The 25,140-nt window shown below is 62.3% G+C and carries 26 protein-coding genes and 5 pseudogenes; 19 read left to right on the plus strand and 12 right to left on the minus strand.

Annotated features, from left to right (window positions below):
• The 3 genes and pseudogenes from QMK32_RS22450 to QMK32_RS22460 form a co-directional block, all read left to right on the plus strand.
• Positions 1-798 (plus strand): annotated as a pseudogene (locus QMK32_RS22450) (hypothetical protein); the annotation flags it as partial.
• 397 nt (positions 799-1,195) lie between these two features.
• Complete coding sequence (locus QMK32_RS22455) at positions 1,196-2,422, plus strand: IS110 family RNA-guided transposase (protein ID WP_283477695.1); 1,227 nt, start codon at positions 1,196-1,198, stop codon at positions 2,420-2,422.
• A gap of 64 nt (positions 2,423-2,486) precedes the next feature.
• Positions 2,487-2,996 carry a P-loop nucleotide/nucleoside kinase family protein gene (locus tag QMK32_RS22460; RefSeq protein ID WP_283477599.1) on the plus strand — a complete coding sequence of 170 codons (510 nt, stop codon included), beginning with the start codon at positions 2,487-2,489 and terminating at the stop codon, positions 2,994-2,996.
• Here the strand turns inward: QMK32_RS22460 and QMK32_RS22465 are convergent.
• Together QMK32_RS22465 and QMK32_RS22470 are read right to left on the minus strand one after the other, a co-directional pair.
• Entirely contained in the window at positions 2,932-3,273 is a 342-nt protein-coding gene (locus QMK32_RS22465) for a winged helix DNA-binding protein (protein WP_502943740.1), read from the minus strand. The two genes, QMK32_RS22460 and QMK32_RS22465, sit on opposite strands and share 65 nt — an antisense overlap.
• The gene (locus QMK32_RS22470; RefSeq protein WP_283477602.1) at positions 3,195-3,815 is read right to left on the minus strand and encodes a MerR family DNA-binding transcriptional regulator; all 621 of its coding nucleotides are present in this window, start codon (positions 3,813-3,815) and stop codon (positions 3,195-3,197) included. The genes QMK32_RS22465 and QMK32_RS22470 overlap by 79 nt, the downstream gene beginning before the upstream one ends.
• 63 nt (positions 3,816-3,878) lie before the next feature.
• Here QMK32_RS22470 and QMK32_RS22475 point away from each other — a divergent pair, with 63 nt between their 5' ends.
• The 7 genes from QMK32_RS22475 (at position 3,879) to QMK32_RS25460 (ending at position 7,893) form a co-directional block, all read left to right on the plus strand.
• Positions 3,879-4,490 (plus strand): NADPH-dependent FMN reductase, encoded by a 612-nt coding sequence (locus QMK32_RS22475; RefSeq protein WP_283477604.1) that lies wholly within the window; start codon positions 3,879-3,881, stop codon positions 4,488-4,490.
• Between the two features lie 264 nt (positions 4,491-4,754).
• On the plus strand, positions 4,755-4,910 hold the full coding sequence (locus tag QMK32_RS22480) for a hypothetical protein (RefSeq protein WP_283477606.1): 156 nt from the start codon (positions 4,755-4,757) through the stop codon (positions 4,908-4,910).
• A gap of 130 nt (positions 4,911-5,040) precedes the next feature.
• Positions 5,041-5,205, plus strand: coding sequence for a hypothetical protein (locus tag QMK32_RS22485; protein WP_283477608.1), 165 nt, complete (start codon positions 5,041-5,043; stop codon positions 5,203-5,205).
• A gap of 82 nt (positions 5,206-5,287) precedes the next feature.
• Positions 5,288-5,458: a hypothetical protein gene (locus tag QMK32_RS22490; RefSeq protein WP_283477610.1), complete on the plus strand. Its 171-nt coding sequence runs from the start codon at positions 5,288-5,290 to the stop codon at positions 5,456-5,458.
• Positions 5,455-5,871, plus strand: a complete 417-nt coding sequence (locus QMK32_RS22495; protein WP_283477612.1) for an ImuA'/RecA-like NTPase — start codon at positions 5,455-5,457, stop codon at positions 5,869-5,871. The genes QMK32_RS22490 and QMK32_RS22495 overlap by 4 nt, the downstream gene beginning before the upstream one ends.
• Complete coding sequence (locus tag QMK32_RS22500) at positions 5,753-6,130, plus strand: hypothetical protein (RefSeq protein WP_502943741.1); 378 nt, start codon at positions 5,753-5,755, stop codon at positions 6,128-6,130. Before QMK32_RS22495 ends, QMK32_RS22500 begins: the two co-directional genes overlap by 119 nt.
• A 614-nt stretch (positions 6,131-6,744) precedes the next feature.
• Positions 6,745-7,893: an LGFP repeat-containing protein gene (locus QMK32_RS25460; RefSeq protein ID WP_502943742.1), complete on the plus strand. Its 1,149-nt coding sequence runs from the start codon at positions 6,745-6,747 to the stop codon at positions 7,891-7,893.
• An 85-nt stretch (positions 7,894-7,978) separates the two neighbouring features.
• Here QMK32_RS25460 and QMK32_RS22505 read toward each other — a convergent pair whose 3' ends face one another.
• Complete coding sequence (locus QMK32_RS22505) at positions 7,979-8,377, minus strand: hypothetical protein (protein ID WP_283477616.1); 399 nt, start codon at positions 8,375-8,377, stop codon at positions 7,979-7,981.
• 669 nt (positions 8,378-9,046) lie between these two features.
• A pseudogene (locus tag QMK32_RS22510) lies at positions 9,047-9,431 on the minus strand (tyrosine-type recombinase/integrase); the annotation flags it as partial.
• A gap of 61 nt (positions 9,432-9,492) precedes the next feature.
• Here QMK32_RS22510 and QMK32_RS22515 point away from each other — a divergent pair.
• The 3 genes and pseudogenes from QMK32_RS22515 to QMK32_RS22525 form a co-directional block, all read left to right on the plus strand.
• Positions 9,493-9,902, plus strand: a pseudogene (locus tag QMK32_RS22515) (transposase); the annotation flags it as partial.
• An 88-nt stretch (positions 9,903-9,990) separates the two neighbouring features.
• Positions 9,991-10,365 (plus strand): hypothetical protein, encoded by a 375-nt coding sequence (locus QMK32_RS22520; RefSeq protein WP_283477617.1) that lies wholly within the window; start codon positions 9,991-9,993, stop codon positions 10,363-10,365.
• Complete coding sequence (locus tag QMK32_RS22525) at positions 10,349-12,544, plus strand: Tn3 family transposase (RefSeq protein WP_283477618.1); 2,196 nt, start codon at positions 10,349-10,351, stop codon at positions 12,542-12,544. Before QMK32_RS22520 ends, QMK32_RS22525 begins: the two co-directional genes overlap by 17 nt.
• 21 nt (positions 12,545-12,565) lie before the next feature.
• On the opposite strand, the gene QMK32_RS22530 is transcribed toward QMK32_RS22525, so the two are convergent.
• The gene (locus tag QMK32_RS22530; protein WP_283477620.1) at positions 12,566-13,504 is read right to left on the minus strand and encodes a tyrosine-type recombinase/integrase; all 939 of its coding nucleotides are present in this window, start codon (positions 13,502-13,504) and stop codon (positions 12,566-12,568) included.
• 91 nt (positions 13,505-13,595) lie between these two features.
• Between QMK32_RS22530 and QMK32_RS22535 the strand changes: the two are divergent.
• Positions 13,596-13,991, plus strand: a pseudogene (locus QMK32_RS22535) (SDR family oxidoreductase); the annotation flags it as partial.
• Between the two features lie 314 nt (positions 13,992-14,305).
• Complete coding sequence (locus QMK32_RS22540; RefSeq protein WP_283477623.1) at positions 14,306-15,295, plus strand: site-specific integrase; 990 nt, start codon at positions 14,306-14,308, stop codon at positions 15,293-15,295.
• Positions 15,296-15,576: 281 nt separating this feature from the next.
• On the opposite strand, the gene QMK32_RS22545 is transcribed toward QMK32_RS22540, so the two are convergent.
• Together QMK32_RS22545 and phoU are read right to left on the minus strand one after the other, a co-directional pair.
• A complete protein-coding gene (locus QMK32_RS22545) occupies positions 15,577-15,729 on the minus strand; it encodes a hypothetical protein (RefSeq protein ID WP_283477625.1) in 153 nt (50 codons plus the stop codon).
• A gap of 386 nt (positions 15,730-16,115) precedes the next feature.
• Positions 16,116-16,763 carry a phosphate signaling complex protein PhoU gene (gene phoU, locus QMK32_RS22550; protein ID WP_283477627.1) on the minus strand — a complete coding sequence of 216 codons (648 nt, stop codon included), beginning with the start codon at positions 16,761-16,763 and terminating at the stop codon, positions 16,116-16,118.
• Between the two features lie 1,099 nt (positions 16,764-17,862).
• Here phoU and QMK32_RS22555 point away from each other — a divergent pair.
• Together QMK32_RS22555 and QMK32_RS22560 are read left to right on the plus strand one after the other, a co-directional pair.
• Complete coding sequence (locus tag QMK32_RS22555; protein WP_283477629.1) at positions 17,863-18,651, plus strand: GAF and ANTAR domain-containing protein; 789 nt, start codon at positions 17,863-17,865, stop codon at positions 18,649-18,651.
• Positions 18,652-18,701: 50 nt separating this feature from the next.
• Complete coding sequence (locus QMK32_RS22560) at positions 18,702-19,019, plus strand: hypothetical protein (protein ID WP_283477696.1); 318 nt, start codon at positions 18,702-18,704, stop codon at positions 19,017-19,019.
• 135 nt (positions 19,020-19,154) lie between these two features.
• Here QMK32_RS22560 and QMK32_RS22565 read toward each other — a convergent pair whose 3' ends face one another.
• Complete coding sequence (locus tag QMK32_RS22565; RefSeq protein WP_283477631.1) at positions 19,155-19,730, minus strand: TetR/AcrR family transcriptional regulator; 576 nt, start codon at positions 19,728-19,730, stop codon at positions 19,155-19,157.
• A 58-nt stretch (positions 19,731-19,788) separates the two neighbouring features.
• On the opposite strand from QMK32_RS22565, the gene QMK32_RS22570 reads away from it, so the two are divergent.
• Positions 19,789-20,784 (plus strand): hypothetical protein, encoded by a 996-nt coding sequence (locus QMK32_RS22570; RefSeq protein ID WP_283477633.1) that lies wholly within the window; start codon positions 19,789-19,791, stop codon positions 20,782-20,784.
• A 48-nt stretch (positions 20,785-20,832) separates the two neighbouring features.
• Here the strand turns inward: QMK32_RS22570 and QMK32_RS22575 are convergent, their stop codons facing one another.
• Both QMK32_RS22575 and QMK32_RS25465 read right to left on the minus strand, forming a co-directional pair.
• The gene (locus QMK32_RS22575; protein ID WP_283477635.1) at positions 20,833-22,320 is read right to left on the minus strand and encodes an FAD-dependent oxidoreductase; all 1,488 of its coding nucleotides are present in this window, start codon (positions 22,318-22,320) and stop codon (positions 20,833-20,835) included.
• 220 nt (positions 22,321-22,540) lie between these two features.
• A pseudogene (locus QMK32_RS25465) lies at positions 22,541-22,747 on the minus strand (MarR family transcriptional regulator); the annotation flags it as partial.
• Positions 22,748-23,384: 637 nt separating this feature from the next.
• Between QMK32_RS25465 and QMK32_RS22580 the strand changes: the two are divergent.
• Complete coding sequence (locus QMK32_RS22580; RefSeq protein WP_283477637.1) at positions 23,385-23,849, plus strand: hypothetical protein; 465 nt, start codon at positions 23,385-23,387, stop codon at positions 23,847-23,849.
• 39 nt (positions 23,850-23,888) lie between these two features.
• On the opposite strand, the gene QMK32_RS22585 is transcribed toward QMK32_RS22580, so the two are convergent.
• Both QMK32_RS22585 and QMK32_RS22590 read right to left on the minus strand, forming a co-directional pair.
• On the minus strand, positions 23,889-24,536 hold the full coding sequence (locus QMK32_RS22585; RefSeq protein WP_283477639.1) for an RES family NAD+ phosphorylase: 648 nt from the start codon (positions 24,534-24,536) through the stop codon (positions 23,889-23,891).
• A gap of 3 nt (positions 24,537-24,539) precedes the next feature.
• Positions 24,540-25,136, minus strand: coding sequence for a hypothetical protein (locus tag QMK32_RS22590; RefSeq protein WP_283477640.1), 597 nt, complete (start codon positions 25,134-25,136; stop codon positions 24,540-24,542).
• Between the last annotated feature and the right edge of the window lie 4 nt (positions 25,137-25,140).

The following is a 25,140-nucleotide window of genomic DNA, read 5'->3' on the forward strand; positions in this document are numbered from 1 at the left end:
TCCCCCCCCCCCCCCCCCCCCGAAATCGCCGTCGGGTCCCTCGCGGCCGTCCTCCCGGCCCTTCAAGCGCAGTTCGGTCACATCAGCTCCCTGGTCCAGAGGGTCGAATCCGCGATCGGGACCGTCTCGGACCCGAAGGCTCTCGACCAGCGTCTCGAGCTGATGCGCGCCGAAACCGCACGCACTGTCTCGGCCGCCGAAGAACGCGCCGCAGCCGCCGAAGCAGCAGCGCACGCCGCGACCGTCCGCGCCGACGCGCTCGATGCCGAAAACGACGAGCTCCGCGCCGATGCCGCCGACGCATGGGAGCAGACCGAGGCAGCAGAAGACGCGGCCGAGCGGGCCCGAACCCAGGTCGAGGAGCAGAAGGCCGCGCACCGCGCCGAACTCGACGAGCTCGACGCACGCCAACGCGCCGAAATGACTGCCCTGCAGGACAATCACGACTCCATCGTGGCCTCGCTCAACACCTCCCACCGCGAGGCCATCGACCGCTACGACGAAAAGGATCGACGCTTCGCGGCCGAGCTGGCCGAGCTGCGTACCGAGGCGAAAACTCTGCGCGCGGATCTCACCGCCGAACGCACCGCCCACCAGGACGACAACCGCACTCACGCAGCAACACTCACCCAGCAGCGCACCGACGCCACCAAACGCGAAGCAGAGCTGCGCCGCGACTACACCGAACGCATCGACGAACAGAAGACGATCGCCGCTGACCTGCGCGAAGAGATCTCACTGCAACGAGCCGACCTCGACCGACTCCGCGGCCTCGAGGAAGATCGCCGCCACAACTGAAGGGCGCAGGGACGCGGCCACCCTGGCGAGGTAGTGCACCTGCGCTACCTCGCCGCCTGCAGCGTCGCCCAATATGGGTCACCAAGGGGGTCGTACGAGGACGCCGAGTCTGACATGCCGGGGACCCCGACCAGTCAACCCACGGTCCCAAGCTCCCCTCTTCGGGGTTGACAGGCCACCCGTTATCTTCTTCTCAGTCCTCGACCATCGGGGGCTGGTCGACCGATCCGGTATGGCTTACAGGCCACCGGCCGACTTCAGGTCTCGGCGAGTGCTGCCGCCGGATCGGTAGGCGCCGATTCACCGCTGATAGAGGCATGGCTACGACGAAGGTCTGCATAACGTGGGTGACGGGAACGGTGCCACGACCACCACAACCCGAAGGGCAGGGGAGACGTTGGACAACAACAGCTACCAGGTGTTCTGCGGCATCGACGTCGGCAAGACCAGCCACTACGCCGTCGCGCTGAACCGAGACGGTGAACGACTCACAGGGATCGACGTACACCAGGATGAAGTGAGCATGCGGCGACTGTTCAAAGATTTGAGCCATCACGGGAAGCTGCTGGTGATCGTCGACCAACCGCGCAACATCGGCGCACTCCCAGTTGCGGTGGCCAGAGACTGCGGCATCGATGTCGCCTACTTGCCGGGACTGCGGATGCGACGCATCGCCGATCTATACCCAGGCAACGGAAAGACCGATGCCAAAGACGCCCACATCATTGCCGACGCTGCCCGCACGCTCCCGGACACGCTGTTGCCGGTCGGGGAGAGCAACGACCTCGTCGAAGGACTTCGCATGTTGTCCGGGTTCGACGCCGACCTGGCGGTCGACGAGAATCGCCTCATCAACCGTCTGCGGTCGGTGCTGTTGTCGGTGCATCCGGCGCTCGAACGCGCGATCGGCGCGCAGATGCACCGCCCAATTGGACCTGGACTGCTGGCAGAATTTGGTGGACCGGTGGGCTTCTCTACTGCATCACGGACCGACATCGAGTCCTGCGCAAAGGGTCTCGCACCACGACTATGGAGCAAGATTGTCGACAGCATCGTCGGCACGCTCGGTGAACAGACTGTGAGCGTGCCCGGTGCGGCGCAAGCCGATGTCGTCGTCAAGCACCTCGCCCGTCAGCTGCTCGAGGTCCGCGTCGCACGCAGCGATCTGGCGGCTCGCTTTGAACAAGCGTTGATTGAACACCCGGCAGGCCCGATTCTGACGTCTCTACCCGGTGTTGGAGTGCGGACCGGGGTGACGATGCTCGTCGAGATCACCGACATCGGCCGCTTCCGAGATGCAGGCGCACTCGCCGTCTACGCGGGGGTCGCACCCCGGACACACCGCTCTGGAACGTCCATCAGAGGCGAACACCGACAACACAGCGGAAACTCCAGACTCAAACGTGCCATGTACCTTTCAGCGTTCGCATCTTTGAAAAATCCCATCTCCCGTGCCTACTACGACCGAAAACGGGCCGAAGGTAAAAATCATCGTTCGGCACTAATTTGTCTCGCTAGACGCCGCAGCAACGTTCTGTACGCCATGCTGAAGTCGAAAGAGTGCTACAGGGCGGTATCGAGACCCGAGCTTGGTGGCACCGCCGGCGACCGAGCCGCCGCTTAGTCTCGGTCCGGCAGACGAAGCCAACAGCGCGAGGGTTGTCTAGTCTGACCACCTGCTGATCGTGATGGCGGGACTCCCCGGAAGCGGCAAGAGCACCGTTGCAGATGTTCTCAGTGTAAAACTCGGCGCTGTGCTGTCGGTCGACCCGATCGAAGCGGCCTTGTGGCGGTCGGGTGTAGACCGGCAGCAGCCCACGGGACTCGCGGCGTACGTCGTCGCCGAAGAACTGGCGCGGGTGCAGCTCGGCTTGGGTCATGACGTGGTGGTCGACACTGCGAACGATGTCGCCGCCGCACGAGAGCAGTGGCGACTTCTCGCCCGCAAGAGTGGCGCAAGGTTGATCTTTGTTGAAGTCGTATGCACCGACGCCGCCGAACGTCGACGTCGCCGAGCTATGGGTCAGGCACCCGATTCGGTCTGGGCCGTTGCTGACGCGGTGACGGGCCCATCGACGCCGACGGACTCGCCGACGAGCTGCGCCGGATCTTGTAGACGTCGCGCCGTGTGGCTCACCAGTGCCAGGCATCTCCGCCCACGTTGGAAATCGTGCGCTGCAGCACCTCGATGGTGGTGACGAAGTCTGCCTCGCTGATGCCCTGCATGCGTTCGGCCTGCAGGTGGTCCTGCACCTGGGCGGCGCGCTGGAATATCGCGGTGCCGAGCTCAGTCGCTCTGACGCGAATGCCGTCATCGACGGTCCAGGCTTGGGCCGATGCCGAGAGGAGTGCATCCTCGATCACCGGGATCGTGTCGTTGGGTCCGATCGTCTCGATCATCGTCGCGCGATCCATCCCGTCTGGGTGGAGCGAGAGCTGATGCAGCACCCACCACTGCGGTTGGGACACACCCACGTCCGCGAGTGCGCCTCGAGTACGGGCCGCGACGGCCTCGCCGGCCCGTGTGGTCCAGAAGCCGATGGGTTGTCGGGAAGGGGGCTGCAAGGGTGTGATTGGCATGAGGTGACGCTAAGAGTTGAACCTTGGTTGAAGTCAACTGTCGGCGCGAGGATGTCCGATCTCGCACAGCCGGCCTTCGCGCCACCCCCGAGCGCATCGAGGGTGGCGCGAAGGCCGGCGATCCGCTCCTCGGCCTCGTCGATCAGGGTCCGACAAACGAAATCCCAGTCCTGAGGTCGTGCGTCCCTGGGCAGGACGGCCAAGATGTCGGCGATCTCACGCACGGTCAGTCCGACGCGTTGAGCCACCTTGGCGACCTTGATCCTGCAGGCGGCGTCGGCCTCGAAACGTCTGGCGTCGCCTGCGGTCCGCCTGGCGCTCACGAGTCCGTGCTTCTCGTAGAACCGCACCGCGGAGGTGGCGACGCCGGCTGCTCGGGCGACGTCGGCGACGGACTCGGTGAAGGTGCCGGTGGTCGCGGCTGTGTCGATGCTCACGTCTGCACCGTCGCACATAGGAGCCTTTGACTTCAACCAATGTTCTACCTGCAGCCTCGGCGTATGACCTCTCTGACGAACTCTCAGATCGCTCCTTCTCTCGTGCCGTCTGCCGCGCCCGCCCCGCTCCGTGTGACCGTCATCTCCGGTAGCGTGCGGGACGACCGGATGGGCTCGGCCGTCGCGGACTGGGTGGTCGATCGCGTCCGAGCCTCGGGCGCGAGGACGGAACTCATCGACCTCGCCGACGTGACCCTGCCCGACGACCGTCACCTGCAACCGGGGGGCGGGCCGCGCTCGGAGATCGCGGACATCATCGATCGATCCGACGGGTTCGTCATTGTCACGCCGGAGTACAACCACAGCTATCCCGGATCTCTCAAGCGAGCGATCGACTGGCACTACGGCGAGTGGATGTTCAAGGCAGCGACCGTCATCTCCTACGGTGCGCGTGGAGGACTGCTAGCCACTGAGCACCTCCGTGGTGTGTTCGCCGAGCTGCACGTGGTCACCACCCGCAGCGTCGTGGGACTGTCCGCGCCGTGGAACCACGTCGACGACAGTGGTTTCCACGCTCCGGAGGGCGTTGACGAGGCTGTGGACGCCGCGGTCACCGAGCTCTGCTGGTGGTCCGACGTGCTGCGCGACGCGCGTGAACAGCGACCGTTTCGCTAGTCGACGGATGATCGGTCAGCTTCAGGCGTGTTTGACGTACTGCAGGGCCCACGGGCCGGCCTCTAGCTGACGCTCGTCGCGCGCTCTTGCACTGGTTCGCAGCAACGATGCAACCCTCGGCTGCTGCACAAGGGATTGCGAAGTTGATAGAAGCACTCGTCATGTCCGATCGCTGCGTCTCATCGACAGCCTCGAAAGGACCCTCGCCATGCTTCCCGATCGCCTCTCCGCATCGCATCCGCTGCCCACAACCGCGGCGCAACGATGGCCACCCACAACCTGGGAGGCCTGCACGCGGACGTGCACCACGCCACGATGTGCGGGCAGTCGGTCACACCCGAGCAGCTCGACACCCGCACCTGGGAATGCCTACTCGGCAAGCACCGCACCGACGAACCGATCGAACCGCTCAAGCTCTAGGCCGGACGGCCCCGCCCACACCGGGCGGGGCCACTACCCGTCCCATCTGGTCGGGCTCCACGCTCGTACAGTCATTCACACGAATGACTGTTGCGGGAACCATCGCACCCCCGCGCGCGTCCAACAAAATATGGACGAAGACGAACGCGCAGCCATCAGAGACGAAGGGTACGACCCCGACGATCCCGCAGTCATCGACGCCCTAGACCAGGTCACACGCACCCTGCATACCTATCGACACCTCGCCTGGACCCTCACCAACGACGGCGTTCACGGCAGTCCTGCACGCCGCTGACGACGCCACCAGCACTTCGACAGTCGAACACACGTTCGATATCCTGTCGATGTTCCTGCCGGCACGGCGAAGGTCGACCCACATGGCCACCGTCGACGCGATCGAAGACCTCACCGGACTCGACAAAGCCACCCAGCTCGACGTCCTACGCCGACGGATGGCCACCGTGCCGGGTCGACGCGACCACGCACCCGCCGACCTCCCGACTGCCGCCCCGCTCGACCGGCCCGAACCCACGACTCCCGATCAGTGACGACGATCCGGAACCGCTCGCCGCCGCTGTACGCGGCGAAACCCTCCGGACCATGCCCGTACCCCCACCGCTCGCCGAACTGCTCCCACGCCGAGCCCTGGCCCGCGGATCCGCCATCACCGTCACCGGCCGGATCGATCCTCATCGCCGAAGCCTCCGCTGCCGGCCACCATGTCGCCCTCATCGGCCAACCACGACTGAGCCTGCTCGCCGTCCACGAACACGGCGGAAATCTCGCAAAGGTCGCTCTCGTGGATCCAGGATCGACCGACCCCTCTCGATGCTCGCTCGATCTTGCTCGATGGCATCGACATCGTCATATCGACGCTCGGCGGCCGAGACGTCCCGCCGACACGGGTGCGGGCACTTCTCGCTCGGTGCGGAACGCACGCATCAATCCTGATCTGCGCTGATGGACGAATGCCCGGCACCGACCTCACCATCGACTCCCGACCCGTCGCCGTCACAGGTATCGAACACGGCAGAGGACGACTACGGTCGATCACCGTCGAAACCACCATCCACGGACGCGGAACACCCATGCGCACCGGCCGCTACACCCTCACCGCACCCACATTCGGCACCGAACGCCGCCTCGACTGGACGAACGCCACCGACGAAGACGCAGCACGCACCAGCACAACCCGCCGGCCTCAGGCGGCCGCACAATGACCATCTCCAACGAACAGGGCAGCGACCTGTTCGATCGCTGGCCCGTCGCCTTCGACCCGCCCACGTTCCACCGCTCTACCGGGGACTAGGTGTGAACTCGACGCCGAGACGGCTTGACAATACGGTTGACCGTCACGCGGTCGACCGCCGCTCGTCACCCGTGGTCAACGTCGACCGCGGGTGACGAGTCTCCGTGGCATTTGATCAGTCCACCGCAGACGTGTTGTAGGTCGCGCGCACGCCGGTCCACTCCTTCCCTACAAAAGACGAGATAGCTACCACAGGTGCTAGACGTGACGTACTGACAGACCAGAAGCCCGCCCGACACGCCGTAGGACGTTGGGCGCAGACTGGCCGCTCGCAACTGCACGCATACTTCCGACTGGTCGGTACTTACTATCGGAAAGAAACTATGCAGCAGACGCATTTACCAACAAAGCAAGTGAGATCACCAGGTCGCTGCGGCACTTTCGGGTCCGTCGTCGCAATTGTGATGGCTTTGGCCCTCACCGTCATGGTTCCAGGGGTCGCTAACGCGGACTCATTCAGGAATAATTTCTGGATCTACGGCTCGATTGACAGGGAATTCCGAGCCCTTGGCTTTCTTTTTCCCGGTGGACCCCCCACCGTGGGGTGAACCGAATAGCCCTGAGTTACCAGCCGCCCGAGGCGGGGCCTGGCAAGCATTCGGGGCTGATACAAACCGAATCTATTGGAGCCCTGAGGTTGATCAGAACCAAGGCCGCCAGGTGGGCGGGTTAATTATGTCGAAGTGGCTAAACTCCGGAGACGAGCGAGGATTCCTAGGCTATCCAACCACCCGTGAGCAAGCCGCGAACGGTGGAAAATTTAATCATTTTCAGGGCGGCTCGGTATACTGGTCCCTAAGTAGCGGCGCTCGCGTGATTCATGGGGCTATTCGAGACGCGTGGGCAGCAGCGGGATGGGAAAATTCTTACTACGGATTCCCAACCTCTGATGAATCCACACAAAGCAATGGCGTTATTCGACAGAACTTCCAAAACGGGATGATCGAATATCAACCCGGCGTTGGCATTGTGGAAAGCAGATCAAGCACCTTCCGATACGCTACCTTCATACCCACCCCATCAGTAGAGGCCCCCTGCAGCAATTACGGTGCAATCTCTGAGAAATACAAGGGTGATAACCGGGGATACAACGCTAATTCTGATGCCTACCGGACCCGCGTAGACGTCAACGTTTACACGCACCCCAACCGAAATGGTGGGCCGCAGGCCCGTATGACTAAGTCAGTGCACCCAACAGAACGAACCCTGACGTATTACGAATCCGCGCCTTATACGGACCCGGTGACCGGCGAGACGTACCCACCGCCCAAGACTTTAACTGAGACCATGCAAGCCCCGGACACGGGAATTACGATGAAGACCCTGGCGAGAAATGGAACCGATTTTCGTGATGTTACACGGTTCGAAGTGCATCACGAGGCGACTCAACCGTTCTGTGATGTCAAAGAGCTCCTCGGAGCGATCAAGTATGATATTACCGTCGGATTCTCGGGTGTGAAGAATCAATTTTCGGTGTCAGGTAGTTACCGCCAGATGCCCAACCACGAAGCATACATCCGGAACTGGGCTAATCCAAACTCTTCCTGGACGACTGTCCTTCAGAAAGACCTTGTCAGCGCATCATGCCTATCGCCTCTAACTCCTTCGATCGTGTGCCCTCCGGGCAACGTATCGGCGACCTCGTCAGGCTGGAATGGAGGCGCACCGCGATAAAGTCCAGGTGATCCCGCTCTAACCGGGCCGCTGCTCGTCGTCTTCGATCAGGCGGCGAGTGGCCCGGGCTAGATCCCGCTCGGGGTCATCTGCGCGCCGCTAGCAACGATCCGGCCGCCGATAAAGCAGTAAAGATCATTAGAGCCGTTCCAACAACCTGGAGCATCAGAAATTGCAGCCATAGAATAGATATGACTGCGAACAACGCCGTCGCTCCAAGCGTAAACCGAAACGTATTTATTTGAGAGCGGTCTCGAAGCTTTCCCTTGGCTATGCCGATACCATACGGGACCAGCACGCCAGTAAATGCATTCCACGCTGTCAGTGGCAACACGGAAGTCCAATTAGTCGAGTTTTGTAGCCCACCCACGCTGAAGAAAAATATAAATGTAATAAGCGCGAGAGCGATAAGTGATACCTGTGCGGCAGTGGCGCAACCAATCGCCACTTTGTAAGTTCGGCCGGGGCTATTGGCGTCATGCATGACTCTATTATAGTCGATGGATCGCATGTTGGCTGCTGCGTGATTGAAGCAGACGTCGTATTGAGATCGTCATTCATTGGTGCCGAAGGTGGACGAAACTCGCGACAGTCCAGAATCGGGTACACAAGCTAGTCAAAGAGTTCAGCGCAGTTGACGACCTGCCGTTTCTGGGTCAGGAGAGAGGCAAAATCGGAACGCACTGCGCTGCCGAAGTGGCTCGACGGTAGCGCGGTTAAGGAAGCAGCGTATGCGGGGTCATATCGAGTAACGAAGATCGAATTCGACTTGGCGTCAGCGCGTGCGTGTCAGGTGCGGGGGACTCGGTTGTACTTGGGCTACGGGGCAGAAACCGGAAAGCAGCGGGGCACCGCGCTTGGCCCGACGCAACCGAGGATCACCTCCATAATTCTCGAACTGGTCGGTTCGCCGTATCACTCGAACTGCGCAATACCGAGTGACCGGCCACGACACGATCAGTCCGCCGACACGCAAAGCCGGTTTCGCCATCGATCGGTATCAACCCGGAGGCGGAACGCACCCGGTGGACCAGCGTGGCGAGTCGACTACAGCGGCGACCTCGACGAATCAACTTCACCTCAGGCTCTCTCTGTCGAGAGGTGAGAACGGTCCACCCACAGGTCACGTACCTGATGGCGACTGGCGGCGCGCCGGACGGATTTCGTCGATCCACTGGTCGAGAACGGGGACGATCCAATCCATCTCGGGGGACGGTGAGGACGGTGCGACGTTTGGGAGGTCCGCCTCGAGAAGGTTTGCCCCACCGCACGAACAAGCCGCCGCTGCGGCCGAACTCCGGCACCTTCGGGTTGTGTCGCAGATCGGTCAGGTCCAACCCCCATGCTTCGCGGCGACGGAGCCCGAACGCGTAGATCGTCTTGAGCAGTGTTGCGCTGAGTGCGCCCTTGCGGTGACGGGTACGGATGTCGTCGACTCGGGTGTCGGCGGCGTCGAACAACAGTTGAACTTCGTCGTAGGTCAGCGGGCGCCGGTGTGGGTTGCCTTCGTACTCGTTGACGTGGACGACTGATCGGCCCAGGGATTTCGGACAGTGGACCCGCTTAGAATAGGGATCTACCGAAATGAGCCAGTCCAGCATGAGCAGATCGCGTCGATCGTTCAGTCCCGAGTTCAAGGACGAACTGTGCCGAGAGGTCATCGACTTCTCCAAGCCGATCAGCGAAGTCGCCAAGGCCTACAACGTCGGTGACGACAGTCTGCGCCGATGGTTGGTGAAGTACCGTGACACCCACGGCGGCCCGGACACCGAACTCACCCTCACCGAACGAGCACGCCTCGCCCAGCTCGAACGTGAGAATCGAGAACTTCGAGCCGAGGCAGCCTTCCTGAGAAAAGCAGCCTCGTACTTTGCACGGGAGCCACGGTAGTGGCGAAGTACGAGTTCATCGATTCCTATGTCGCGGCCGATTCCGCGGTAGTACCGATCACCGACCGCTGCCGCTGGCTCGAGGTCTCCACCTCCGGTTTCTACCACTGGAAAAGCCGGCGATGGGCCCAAGGCGATTCTCGCGAGCGCGGGCGACTGGCTGCGTAAGCATCAGGCGCTGCTTCCCGGCCCTCGGACTCTGGAAAAAGTGGTGGCCGGCGGGCGACAGTCGGCTGATCAGCGGTTGTGGAGCACGCTGACTGATCACCTCGCTGCTGGTTCTGCTTCGGCGCTACTGGCGTTACTCGATGCACCCGAGGGCACACGTCGTGTCAGCGAACTGGAACGTCTTCGCCGGGGCGTGTTCCGGACCAGCTCGAAGGGCATGCTCGACGCTCTGGAACGGTTGAGCGGCCTCATCGGGTTGGGTGGGCAATCGCTGGATGTGTCGATGGTTCCGCAGCGTCGAGTGATCGCACTGGCCACCTACGGGCTGTCGAGTAAGGCTCCGACGTTGCGGCGCATCGAGCCCCGCCGCAACCGACTGGCAGTGCTAGTCGGTTGCGGTGAAAGTGTTGTCTGACAGAGCAACTGATGACGTGCTCGAGTTGCTCGATCTGTTGATGGTCACCAACCTGATGTCGAAGGCCGAACGTGAGTCACGCGAGGAGAAGCTGCGCCGATACCCGCGTGTCTCGCGTCATGCAGGAACGCTCTCGGCAGCGGTGAAGATGATGTTGGAGATGAGTGAGGCCGGGCCGGACCTCACCGTCGACATGCTGTGGAATCTGATCGAGAACACCGCGACCAAAAGTGAGCTGCGCACGTCCGTAGCGGTGATCGACGAGTTGGTGCCGGTCGACGATGCCGAGCTCGATGGGCAGCGTCTCGAAGAGTTGGCAGGCCGCGTGGCCACGGTCCAGGTCTTCCTGCCCCGGCTGATGAACACGGTGACGTTCAGAGCGACCGCGGACGGTGCGGCGGTACTGGCGGCGATGAAGACCCTCGGCGAGATGATGTCGGCGAGGTCGAAACTCCCCGCGAGCTGGCTCGATGCCCGCCAGATCGACCATGATCTCATCAGTGGAGGATGGGCGAGGCTTGTCTATCGCGATCCTCGGCCACCGGAGACGGTCGATCGCGCTGCCTATACCCTGTGTCTACTGGAGCAGTTTCATCGGCATCTCAAGTACCGCAACATCTTTGCCCCGCACTCGACGCGGTGGCGCGACCCTCGAGCACAATTGCTGGCCGGGAAAGCATGGGATCGCGCCCGCGACGCCGGGATGAACGCGCTGAACCTACCGAGCGATCCGGCACCGTTGCTCGCCGAGCATGCAGCCACGATGGACACCGCCTACCGTGAGGTCGCCGCGAGGTTGGACGGCGACGGTCCGGCGAGCGTCGACGAGGACGGCCGTCTTCACCTCGCCGCGCTGAAAGCGGAACCGGACCCGCCGTCCCTGGTCGATCTGCGCCGCCGGGTTCAGACAATGGTGCCCGAGGTCGACCTGCCCGAGCTGGTCTTGGAAGTCATGTCCTGGGTGCCTCGGTTCACCGAGTCGTTCACCCACGTCTCTGGCAACGGTGCCCGCGTCGCCGATCTCGGATTGTCAGTCGCGGCCGTGCTGTGCGCGCACGCGATGAACGTAGGTTTTACCCCTGTGACCAGCCCTGGTGTGCACGCGCTGACCCGTGACCGCCTGCACCATGTCGACCAGAACTACGTTCGTGTGGAGACGCTCACTGCGGCCAATGTGGAGCTGGTGAAGACCCAGTCGGAGATCGAGTTGGCGCAGCTGTGGGGCGGTGGGCTACTCGCCTCCGTGGACGGTATGCGGTTCGTGGTCCCGGTCCGCACCATTCACGCGAGACCGAACCCGAAATATTTCGGCCGCAAGCGTGGGATCACCTGGTTGAACATGCTCAACGACCAGTCCGCCGGCCTGGCGGCCAAAGTCGTGTCGGGGACGCCCCGCGACTCTCTGAACTTCATCGATGTCGTGCAACTCCAGCAGGGCGGAAGAGTGCCCGAACACATCGTCACCGACACCGGCTCCTACAGCGACATCGTGTTCGGTCTGATGCACCTGATCGGCAAGAGGTATCGGCCGCAGTTGGCGAATCTGCCCGATCAGCGATTATGGCGGTTCGACCGGTCAGCAGACTACGGACCGCTCAACCAGGCCGCTCGGGGACGCATAGACGCAGAGAAGATCGCCTCGCACTGGGAGGACATGTGCCGGGTCGCGGTGTCGATCAACGAGTGTGAGGTCTCCGCTCACGACGTCACCCGGATGATCTCCCGGGACGGGAAACCTACCCCCTTGGGTCAAGCGATCGCGCATTACGGGCGGATCTTCAAAACCCTGCACATCCTGCGCCTGGCCGACGACGAACCGTACCGCAGGGAAGGCAAGATCCAGGCCAATCTCGGAGAAGGCCGCCACGACCTGGCGCGCCGGATCTACCACGGAAAGAAAGGGGAGATGACCCGCACCTACTACGAAGGCATGGAAGATCAGCTCTCCGCACTGGGGTTGGTGCTCAACTGCACAGTTCTGTGGAATACGTTGTATACCAACCGCGCATTGGAGCAGCTACGCGCTCAGGGCTATCCGGTGCTCGATGCCGACGCCCAGCGACTATCGGCGTTTATCCGCACCCACATCGGCATCGACGGCCACTACGCCTTCCACTTACCGGACCTCGGTGGAACACACCGGCCGCTGCGCGATCCCGATGCCCGCGAGAGCAATTGACAGTGCAACTCACCACGCCGATCATCGACTCGGCCGACGACGCGCCGCCGGATCGCTGCCGGCCTGAAAGCGCCGCAGTCCTTCGTCGGAGATTCTCGTGTACTCGACGAGGCCTCGCACCGACACCTGACCCGACAGTGTCATCAACACCGGCATCGACGCACCCTCCTCGACCGCATGCGTCAGCCGTGACTGCCGTAGCTGGTGCAGCGTGTGCGGGCCGTCGTCGTACCGGACGGTGTGGCGTTCGAACATCTCGGCTGCGCGCCGATAGGACAGTCGTGCCCGCCCCGTCGACGAGTCGACATCGCCTGCAGCCACAGATGATCGGGCTCTTCTGTCGGTGAGGAACAGTGGACCGCTCGTGCGGCCGGCCAGCATTCGCGGCAACAGCTGCGCAGTAGCGCTCTGCCACACGATGAGCTCGCGTGCCCCGACCGTGCGGGTCACCTCCGCGCAGCGGTTCGCGGTGTCCAGATCGGGCACATCGAGCATCAACACCTCGTCGGCGCGCGCCGCGGATTCGTAGAGCAACTGCCACAGCACCCGTTCCCGGAGTGCTGCATCCGATCCCAAGATATTCGCGACCCGATCCTTGCTCAGCGTCCTGCTCGTGCCCGGCGGTGCGGGACGCGTTCGCAGCCGCACCAAAGGATCGCCCGCCAACCACTGCTGATCGCGCCAAAATGCGCACGCCGACCCCAGAGCGGTCAATCGGATGTTGAAGGTCTTCGCCGACCTGCCACCCCATACGAAGGTGAACCAGCCGCTGACCCGATCCGGCTCCGAGCCCAACACCGCCACATTCGTGTCCGCCCCGAAATCGACCACCAACCGATTCAGAGCCGCTGCGTAGGTCGCTCGGGTGTTCGGCACCATGAGCGTCGCCAAATAGAGCTGTACTGCATCGGCAAGCCGCACATCACTCGTCGACGCCGACGAACTGTGAAACCGGACCATCTCATCGACCTCGACTACTACAGCACATAGCACCACACTATGTGCGGTAACCCGTTAGCGCCGGATTGAGCAAATTTAATCCTCAACCCCCGCGTTGTTCTGGATCAGCAAACGCGCGGCCGCTGTCATGACTGCCGGAGCGACGATCATCAACACGACCTCGATCCAGGCGTCGAATCCATCGCCCGAATTGCTCGACTACGCAACGACGAAGGCCGGAGTAGTAGCCTTCACCAAAGGCCTGTCCGGTGAGCTGACCTCTCGCGGAATTCGTGTCAATGACGTTGCCCCCGGGCCGATCTGGACTCCGCTGATCCCGGCCACGATGCCCGCGGACAAATACGAGAAGTTCGGCGAGACGGTTCCGCTCGGCAGACCAGGACAACCCGCGGAACTCGCCCCAGCGTATGTCTTCCTGGCGTCCAACGAATCGAGTTACATCACCGGTGAAACCATCGCCGTGACCGGTGGGACACCCATGAACTGATTCAAGAAGCGGCGGCACCCACAGAGCGTGGTGAACCGAGCGTAGGAGGTGCTGAAACTACTGGTCCATCGTCACCGCTTGGTGTCTCGAGTGGCAACCACGTGAAGATGTCCCAACGGTGGCGGAACCTTCTACATCCAGACCTGCACCCCCGTAGGGGCCATGGTGCCGACGCGCGGCACACGGCCCCAACGTCGACTTCGGTTTCAATTTCGGTTTCGGCGACAATCGCGACCAGGGGAGTCGCATACCCAAGCGTGCGGCGCCCGTGGAACTCGTCGGCGTTGTCGGTGTCTGTAGGTAGCGTCACGTTGGTGTCTGCGAGACCACCAGCCGCACTAGGCGGATACCGTTACGAGTGGCAGCTGTTCGTCGATTGGTGCACCGCGAGCGATGTGGATCCACTACCGACATCGGCGATCACGCTGGTCGAGTTTCTGGGCGACAATCCCGCCGGCGATGCCGTTCAGCTGCGGCGAGTCTCGGCGATCAACAACCGCCACCGCGGTGCCGGCCTTCCTGAGCCCGGGCGCGTCACCGCGATCAGGCTCGCACTCGACTCCACGCGCAGCACCCGAATTCGTCACCGCGCTAAAGAATTCGAGACACTGGCCACAGCATTACCGGCGACCGGGTCGACGGAGGCACTGTTCGGGCGCCGCGACGCGATCCTGCTGCTACTAGCGGGTGCAGGTATGTCGTACACCGCAATCGCCGGTCTCGACCGGGCCGACATCGAGGTTCGGACCGCCTGCCTGTGGATCGGCGGCCGCCATCAACTTCTGATCCCATCGACGCCTGAGCTGGATCCCGGTGAGCTGTGGAGACGTTGGCACACGGTGCTGGCGTTTTCCGACCGCTACCCCTCGACAACACTGCTCTCCCAGCACCTGCTGGGAGATACGTTTCCGGATATGACCGCAGTCCCGAATCGTGCAGGTCCGGTTGCTGTCTCGATCGATCAGTGGGGACACATGCCGCTGCCACCGGTTGCGATGTCGCCGGCCGCGATAGCCGACATAGTGCGCGCGCATGCGACCGGTCAGCCGCCGCGCCGCATTATCGGCCGTCCCCTTCGGTACAGCGATCAACTCGGCAGTGACCACCACCCGATTTCGAGTGCAGCAGAATCTGTTTCAGCCGATCTCGATCCTGGCTACTACACCGCCGGTGTCGCTGCCCGCCGACGCGCGCACGAGAAGTTATCCGAGCTTCCCTCGCTCGTCGACGACGTCGAAGACCGCATCGAGCAGCTCCTGCAACGCACCCTCGATTTGCTGGACGGCGCGTCCATCACCGAATAGAGAAATACGGCAGTACCGAACCAGGGCATCGACGGAGGCGCACTCGATGTGTCGATCTGGGATCTTCACCGGCGTTACGCGTACCGACACGGGGTAGATGTGCTGTGTGACCGGACAGGTAATCTCGCCGTGGACACCTACCCCGGCGGGCCGATTGCCACCGTCACCGTGAAAACTCGTCAGCGAGCAGTATCCGGCACCATCGGGCCCGTGCCACCCACGGTGTGTACGCGGTGACCGATCCACGCTGCAGCGACCATAAGGCGGTTGCGCTGGCTGATTTAGGTTGCTTTGCGCTTGAGCCATCCCCACACCGCGGTCGCCACGAACAGGATGATCCCGATGATCGCCAACCACAGCAAGCCCTTGACGACAACGCCCAAGACAACGAATACAAGCCAGACTATGAGAAGAATACCTATGAGTGCCAGCATGTTTACATTTTACACCTCGATAGATTCTCGATTGGCAACGTCCGCTCGACAGGATTTACGTGTCGACTTCTCGATGTTCAGGCATCCTTCCGCGCGGGTTCGAGCAATGACACTTTCCGAGCGCGGGGATGGATTTTCAACCCGTCAGATCGCAAGGACTTCTTTCACAAGCGTCAATGCCGAACCGCAGGCGTAGAGGCGCAAAACCCCTGTGTGGTGCCGAGAGCGAGGTCCTTGTGCCAGTGGGGCTCTAGCTCCCCGTAGCGGTCACGTTCGGTATCACCATCGCGGTAGCCGGCTTCGGTATCGGTGCCTCGTGATCGAGGAGAGTTAGCGGCTGGGTTCCCTCCCGCGGCTCCGGAACGCGATGTCCACCAGCATGGACGCTACTGCAGCACTCGTTCTCCGGTCACGAGGAAGATCACTCGACGCCCGACCTCGACCGCGTGGTCACCGAAACGCTCGTAGAAACGGCTGAGCAAAGCTACATCGATGGCAGAGGTGATGCCGCCCGTCCACGCTGCATCTTTGACCAGCGCGAGTAGTTGTCGATTCAGGCAATCGATATCGTCGTCGATGATGACGAGTTCGGCGGCCTCCTCGGGATTTCGCGTGCGCAGCACCTGTTCGGCGGCACCCGCCAATTGGCCCGCCACCCTACCCATCTTGGTCAGCAGCGCTTCGGCATCTTCCGACGCGACGTGGTCGGGGTGACGGCGGCGCACGCTTTCGGCTACGTGTTGCGCCAGTCCACCCATCCGACTCAGATCTGCCACCAAATGCACCCCAGTGAGGATTTGACGCAGGTCTCGGCCGACCGGTGCCTGCAATGCCAACAGTGTCATCACCTGCTCCTCGCACGGGCCACGCAACGCCTCGATCCGCTCGTTGAGTGCAAATACTCTCTCGGTCAGCGGCAGGTCGGCCTCGATGACGGCAGCCGTGGCTGCTTCGTTGGCCTCACCCGCAAGGTGACACATCAACGTCAGCTCATCGGTGAGCGTGTCGAGCTGCTCGTGGAACCTCTTGCGCATGTGCATCAGTATCGTGCAGGTAGGCGTTGCCCACCGCCGAACGATCCGAGCTGTTTCGAGGTTGTCGATTCATCCTCTTCATCGAGAATGGAAATGCAGCGGGCCAGGACGTCCAGGTAGTGCTCGTAGCTGGCCCTGCGGATCCATCGCCACGAGAGCCTCTGTCGAACTCCCTCTGATGTGAATCACGGACATATTTACGGTGCCTACTTGGCTATCCAGGACGCACGCGTGCTGGGCCTAGGTGGGGGTTCGCTGCGGTGTGGTGAAGATGTCGATTTGGTCGACCGTCTACATCGATCGGTTAGCTCGATCGGCCAAGCGCGCAAGTAGATCTCGGCCCGGGATCTTCGCGTCGCTCGCGCGGGCGTCGGGTTGCAGAACATGTGACCGTATTAGCAGGTCAATGATGAGGGCCCGTCCGAATTGAGATGTGCACGCAGAGCACCGCTGTCAGTGGGTTTGCTTGTTCGGCTTGCGACACCGGGCAGAGCAAGTTTCAGGAGCTCGAGACATTGCACAGCGGAGTGTTGCCGTGAACCCGGTTCGCGGACCGGATGGCTTGTTCACCGCGGGTGCTGATGCCTCCGCTGAGCTGGTTCCAGAAAATTTCGGACTTTCACGACCGATTCGGCAATGCCGGATCGAAAAAAGGCAGATCATGAAGAGACAACAGCGAATTCTCGTCCAATATAGGTGTTGTCCTCGTTTTTCACCCGGTGTGGGAGATGTGAGTTGCTATGAACTACACACAAATATCCTCTGAAGTGCTGGGGGAGCGATACACCCGACTGCTCGAGGATCGACGTTCAGCGATCGCCCGCGATGCGACGCCGGATGAAGTCGTGTCGGTTGCAAACGAGTGCAAACGCGTCCACAACGAACTCCAGCGACGCGGGTTGAAACCGGCGTGATCTCGAGGGGGACGCGGGCCGGTTTTCGTAGCACGTGTACATCGGACCTGGCCGTCACTCATCGGCTGACTTTGGACCGCTGCGCTCTGGTGCGGCGTGATAGATCACCTCGGCGCGATTGAAGCTACACACCCGGTGAGAAGGTCGTTAGTTGCCTTCACAGAACGTGTGATCGAATACCGAGTGTGAACGACCCGACCGTATCCGGGACTGGCCCCACCGATTCCGTGGTCTACGAATCCGATACCGCACGCGCTGCAGCGGCTCGATTCGGTCTCGTTGTCGCGTCGGTCGGCGAGTCGATCAGCGACGATGACCATCTCCTCGAGGCCCTCGGTCGCCTTGTCGACGCCGCCTGCAGCGCTATCGGGGGCGCCGACTGCAGCGTTTTGACCGTAGACGTTCGTGGTCGAACCTTCACTGTTTGTTGGCCGGAGAAAAGCACACATGCCATCGATACCGAACAATACGATATCGACAATGGGCCGTGCCTGACCGCAGCGAGGACCCGGGCCACAGTGTTCGCCGACTGCGACGCACTCGATAGTCGTTGGCCTGAATTCGGGCCCACTGCGCGCCAGGCTGGCGTGCACTCGATGCTCGCGGCACCCATCGCAACCGGGACCACTGTTTTCGGTGCAATCAATCTCTACAGTCACCAACCCGGTGCCTTCGATGCCATCGATGCAGATCTCGTCGCCGTATTGACTACTGTCACCGCTCGCGCACTCGGTGACTACTCCACTTCGCGCAGTGCGCTGGACACTGTGGACGGTTTGCGCACCGCGATGGAGCACCGGGCCCCGATCGAGCAGGCTAAGGGTATTCTGATGGCGCTGCACCGGATCAGCGCAGATGACGCTTTCGCGATGCTGTCCACCGAGTCCCAGAACACCAATCGGCGGGTTCGTGAGATCGCCTCCGACTTCGTCACCACCGTTGTCGCCGCTGCGCCAAAATGTTCACCTGGTTGACCTGCGTCTGTGGGAAACCTCGGGCGGACGGATCGATATCGACGTCCCGGATGCTGCCTATCCAAGCGATCGCTATCGGACGCACCTTATGTGGTGGGACCGGGAGACTCCAGCGCGCCGACCGCAGACTGCAACCTTTCGGTGAGGCTGCCACACGCGTACCCACCCGATCGATCCCGAACTTCGTCGTGCGCGCCACAGCGCTCTTCGACCACAAGTTCCGCACTGTTGCAGCTGATCTGGGCCATATCAAACGAGTTTCGGACGACAGGATGCGTCGTATTCTCGGAGTGAGTCCGCGTCGTCCCGAAGACGCGATCATCGCCTCTGCCGAGAGCATGATCAGGAAGTCGCTAGCCGGGCGCTGAACACATGTGCAATCTCCCCCGGCTAAACGCATGGGGCTTTCGATCCGATCGACGATCCGATCGACGGGACTTTGGAACGGTGCGTTCCTGTAGATCGTGGCGACGATCGGCAGATGGTGGCGATGATGGGCAGGCCTACGAGGGCGTGAGTAGCTCGACCGCAGTGATGGACGAGGTCAGGTCCTGGTGTCCCAGCACGGCGGCTCGGACGATGTAGCCCTGGCAGAAGGTGAGCATGGCGCGGGCAGTGTCACGGGATGGGGCCGGGTCCTTGCCCGCTGCCACCAGCCACCGCTCGGCGGCAACGGCGAAGGCGTCCTCGATCGCTGTCATCCGGGCCTCGACAATGGAGCGGATGTCCGGATCCGATGCCGCTTCGCCCCAGATCTGGAGCGCGGCACCATACGGGAGTGGGTCGTTCTCGAGTCCGGACAGCCACCAGTGCACGGTCTCGCGGGGTGAGCGCGGACGCTCCTGGGACTCCACACGGAGCTGCTCGGCGCGTTCACCGATCACCCGGGCCGCGACGAGCCCGATGATTTCGTGCTTGGTGGTGAAGTGGGAGTAGACCGAGCCGGCGGACAGACCGGACTCATCGATGATGTCGGCCATCGTCATGGTTCGCAACCCGCGCCGTGCGATCACTCGGAAAGTCGCGGCGACGATCTCGTCGCGCTTGGTTTGGCGGTACGCATCGCTGACTTTTGGCACAAAGCGAGACTACCGCTAACATGCATAAAAAAGAATGTCTATTCTGTTTGGAGTTCTCATGTCGATACAGCAGACCGGAGCCGCACCGCGCTCCCGCTCCTTCGCGACCGTAGTGTTCGGCGTTCTCGCCGGGGCGATCGTGGCCCTGGTGACGCTCGCTTTCCTGTGGCCGGTTGCCACGTCCGATGCCCACGACCTCCCCGTCGGAGTGGTGGGTGGCCAGCTCTCGCAGTCGGCGGATCTACCGGTCGAGTCCACCTCGTATTCATCGCGGGCCGATGCCGTGCGGGCGATCGAGGAGCGCGAGGTGTCCGGGGCGTTCATCTTCGGTACCGACGGCCCGGAGGCCCTCGTCGCGGGCGCTGACGGTGTGGCGGCTACCTCGGTCATCGAGGGCATCGGCAAACAGATCACCCTCATGCAGAACGCGAACCTCACCATCACGGACGTCGTGCCACTGTTGGCCGAGGACTCCACCGGCGGCGGGATCAGCGCGATGGGCTTCCCCCTCGTACTCGGCGGCATAGTCGGCGGCGTCGTGATCTCACTACTTGTTGCCGGCGTCACTCGTCGGCTACTCGCACTCGCGGTCTATGCCGTCGTGGGCGGTGTCCTGGTCGCGCTCGTGACGGGACCACTCCTGGGGATCCTGGGCGGCCACTTCTGGGGTGAGGCTCTCGCAATCGGCGTCAGTATGCTCGCCACCGCCTCGACCATCGTCGGGCTGAATGCGCTCCTGGGGGCACCGGGCATCGGGGTCGGCGCGGTGATCACCATGCTGATCGGCAATCCGATCTCCGGTGCGGCACTCCCATACCAGTTCATCGCGGGACCGTGGGGCGCGATCGGGCAGTACTTCGTTCCCGGGGCGGCGGCGAGTCTGGTCCGTGAGGTCAACTACTTTCCGGACGCCTCTTCGTGGCACGAATGGGTCGTGCTGCTTACCTGGACGCTCGCCGGTGTCGCACTCTCGGTGCTCGGTCACCACCGCAGCACGACTCCCATCCATCTACCGGAGCGCGAGCTCGAGCAGCCAGTCGGCACTCTCTCGTAGTCCAGATGCGGACAATATTTGAGGGGTCTACCTCGTGTTTACGATTTTCTAACGGGGCGAAAGGTTCGAGGTGACCGGGCCTTCTAGTACGGTTCCATCGGCGGCGAATCGAGAGCCATGCAGAGGACAGTCCCAGGACATTTCGGCGTTGTTCCACGCCACGATACCTCTCAGGTGTGGGCAAACAGCGGAAACCGTGTGGGTGACGCCATCGACTGTGCACACGGCCTTGGGTACGACGCCGCGCTCGATCCGTCCTTGCCCCTCTTCGGGTGGAGGTGACTGTGAGCTCGAGGATAACGGGGCGATCCACCCTTTGGTCAAGTTCACGGCGACATTGACGTTGAGTCGGACCGCGTCTACCGCACCGGCGAGCTGACGCACATTCCAACTGTCGTATGCGCCGGCCCAGGGTAAGTCTCCACCGAAGGCTCGGTGCGTCAACACCATTGCGGCCGCAGCGGCATTGGTCATTCCCCACTTGTCGTAACCGGTCGCAATGCAAATTCGGTCGTCACCGGGCAGCAACGGGCCCGCATAGGGGAGGACATCGATGGATTGGTAGTCCTGTGCGGACCAGCGATACCGGCGCCGCGCGCCGGGGAAGTGTTCGGCGGTCCACGAGTCCAGATCCTCGACTTGACACTGCGGGGATGGTTCTCGGCCGACGACGTGGCCGTTGCCACCGACAAGGAGAAGGTCACCGGCAGCGGTGGGGGCATAGCGAAGAGAACGACTCGGTGAGTCCACGGAAATGTACATCCCCCGAGGGATCGGTCCGTCGACCTCGTAGGCGGCAGCATACGAACGCAGCGGTTCCAGTCGTGCGAAGAATCCACCGCGATCCAGTGTCGGTGTGCCGGTTGCGAGCACCACTCGACCGCAGCGAAGGGTGCCGCGGTCAGTGGTCACCTCGACGTGTCGACGACCGCGGTGTACCCCGCGTACCCGCGTTCCTTCGGCAATGTCCGCGCCTTCGGTAACGGAGTCCTCGGCGAGGGCCTCGATGGCATCCATCGGGTCGAATTGTGCCTGGTCCGGGACAGCTACTGCGCCGACGACGTCGTACGGTAATTCGGTCGTCGTGGTGTAGGTAGCGTCGATTCCCGCCGACAGCGCGAGGCGCATTTCCTCTCTTACCGCATCGAGGCCCTCGGTACTGGTGGCGTAGGTGTATGCGGTCTCGCGCTGCACGGCGATGTCTCGAGTTGCGCAGTAGTCCAGCAGCCAGGACTGGCCGGCCGTGTTCCCGTCTACATACCGACGCACCTGCTGCTGGGTATGTTTCGACGCGATCGAGGACAGCTTGGTCCCCTGTAACATACTGATTTTGCCGGTGGTGTTTCCGGTCGTGACGGCCCCCAGCGCGCGGGCTTCGATCACTGCGACGCTATCGCCGGCCCGCGCGTACATGAGCGCGGTGATCAGGCCGGTGAGCCCGGCGCCGACAACGACGGTGTCGTATTTTTGCCCGTAGTCGATCGAATCGTACGGGCTTTGTTTCGGCCGGTCGAGCCACAACGAGGTCTGAGTCACACTTTGTTGTGCCCTACCCGTAGCCGACGGAAACCTTCTTTCTCGGCGTTTGTTTGGACTCGCAGGGATGTGGCCTCGACAGGGGGCTGCGGGGTTTCCAAGGCTTCGGGAACCCGTCTGTACGGTCTACATGCCTGCAGCGGGTGATGAAGGAATCGATCGCGTTCGTAGAACGGAGATCATCTCTGGGTTTCGATTTCGTGGTCCAGAAAGGGTCGACCTAATACAAATCTCGGCATATTAATTGGGGCACAACATGGTTGACTGCTGCGATTTCCCTAGGTGAGTCCACTGTCGCGGAGCATCTTTTCCTCTGCCGCTGGTCATCGACATCACGCATCTGTTTGATAAACCCCTTGCGCACCAGCACTGTAATTTCCGCGCTGATCGTTGCCCGTTCGACGTCTAGCTCGCGCGTGAGATCTCGTGGGCTGAGCGGCTACTGATTGCTCAACCGATACAGCACGTACTACCACTGCGTGTTTCCAAGGTCGTAAGGACGGAGGATGGACTCCATCAGAGCTCTGTTGGTGAGGACCCGACCGAGGGCAACATCGACCCCAGCCTCATCAACGCGGGCAAGACCGTCACCGCCAACCCCGGTGCGGTAGAAGTAACCGTCGAAGACTGGATGCCTGTTACAAACAGAGGGGCTATTCGCAGAACATGCGAATGACGGAACTAATACGACCTGACATAATCTAGCTTATCGGTACATTTCGAATAGTCCGAAAGCCCTGTAACACAATTGTTTTGAGCTTTAGACACATTCCCCATCGTTCTACGTACGGTACGCAACGCCTGACAGGTGGCACTGCCTCGACACCCGGAGCGTCCTGACATTTGAATTCAACCGGGCCCGTCTGTCGCTGAACCTGTTTCCGTCACAACAGATCCCCAACGATAGCCTCAATGCGGACTCCTTCTGCATCGACAGAACCCGTCATCTCGATCTTACCAATAACGACCTTTTCGTCACTGTGACGAAAAGCTTGTAAGGTGTGTCCAACTGAACGTGCCGAGGTGCCGAAAGTCGAGTAGTCGGCCGCGTCTCGTCAGCTCAGATGACCAGCCGCGCCGCCAGCACGATGCTCGGCGTGCGCGGCGATCTCCATGGTGATGCGAGGATTGTTGCTCGTGAAGTCGAGTCAACACGATCCGGGCTGCATGGCCGCGAGCGCCCCGTCGCCGATCATAGCGTCGCGGCATTCACCGGGGCCCGGGCAGCACGTCATCAGAACGTCTGTCCTGGATGCTATCTCGGCGATTCTGGTGACAGTCCCGTAGCCTGCGTTCGAGGCTTGTGCGAGTTGCTCGCTGTCGGAGTCGAACGCCACCACGCGGGGGTACTGCGCGCCTACCAGGCGGGCCGCGATCTGCAATCCCATCCGCCCGGCACCCACAATTCCTACTACTTCTGCCTCATCGACCCCTTGTATTCCAGTCCGGCCACCGCAGACCGACTGCATACCACCGTGTCGTCACATCCACCGAAGGTCACTGATTCGTGGCGGCGATCAGCCTACTGATCCAGCGAATCTGGATGCATGCGTGGACACCGGGCCCAGTCAGATCGGGGAGGCAAACGTGGCGTTGTAGTAGGCCAGGATCCGGTCGACGAGTGCTGTTCCGGTGGGGCTGTCGAGTTGCACGGCGTCCCCGGCCGCTTCGAGTGCGGGATGAACCTGATTGGTCGGGTGCGTTGTGAGCATCCATGCGAACTGGTCCTCGTTGTGGCGGCACCGGTAGAGGAGTCCGTTTGCCGACGGTGCGGCGGCGAACAGTGCGCTCGCCCAGGTTCTGGTGAGTACGTAGTCGGCGGGGTCAGATTTGGTGAGCCAGGTGTCCTGGCCGATCGCGGACAGGTGGGGTCCGTGGACGGCGATCACGGTGACAGGTTCGATGACCGTGAGTCTGCTCAACACGCGCCCCGCGATGGAGATGCGGGGAACCAACCGCGGTGTCCCGGTGACCGGGAGGTTGCGGCACAGGGTTTCGGCGACCGCTGCCTCGGGTGAGTCACCTACGTAGGTGTAGGCGTAGTCGCCGGTGAGACTGTCGAAGCGGGCCCCGCCGGGGATAGCCGGTTGCGCAGTGGGATTCACAGCGTTCGCTGCGTAGGTGCCGGAATGGATGCGCCACAACTCGGCGCCCACGGGGAGCGGCACGGTGACGGGTTTCCCGTCCAGGTCGGCCGGGGGTGGGGTTGCGGGCAACGCTCAGGCCGCCGTCAGATCGCGTGCGATGGCCCGGATCCGTTCATCCTGTCCACCTTCTACTGCGAGGTCTGCCGGGGACAGTCCCTCGTCGAGCCAGCCGGAGGGGCTGATCCACCACGAGCCGACGCCCCAGGGGTCGTGCTTGGCGTCGAGGAGGTGGTTGACCTCCGCGACGACGGGCCGGATTTTCGCGGTCGCGGCGTCGAATTGGAAGCTGGGATAGAGGTACCGGCCGCCGATTTCGTACCCGACGATATCTCCGCGGTCACGCAATCGGCTCGCAGTGCTGCGCCGGTTGCTGTCGCGTGAGCGCAGTACATCGGCAACATCGCCCGGTTCGAGGTGCGGATGCTCGAAGATCGCTTGACGGGCCGCTGTTTCGATCCGGGCACGCGCGATCGACGTAGTCACCGTATGCGCGGGAACGGCAGCGGCGATCGACTCGCTGAGGGTGGGTCCGGACACCATCAACGAGAGTAGGACGTCCCGGACCGAACGCATCGAATCCCGGCTCTGCACCTCACGGGAAAGGATGCTGAAGAATTCGCCATCAGGTAGCGCCCGTAGCTCCTGGCCGAGATCGTGTTCGACGGTCATGACC

The organism is Rhodococcus sp. H29-C3, from assembly GCF_030063405.1.
Classification (GTDB): Bacteria; Actinomycetota; Actinomycetes; order Mycobacteriales; family Mycobacteriaceae; genus Rhodococcoides.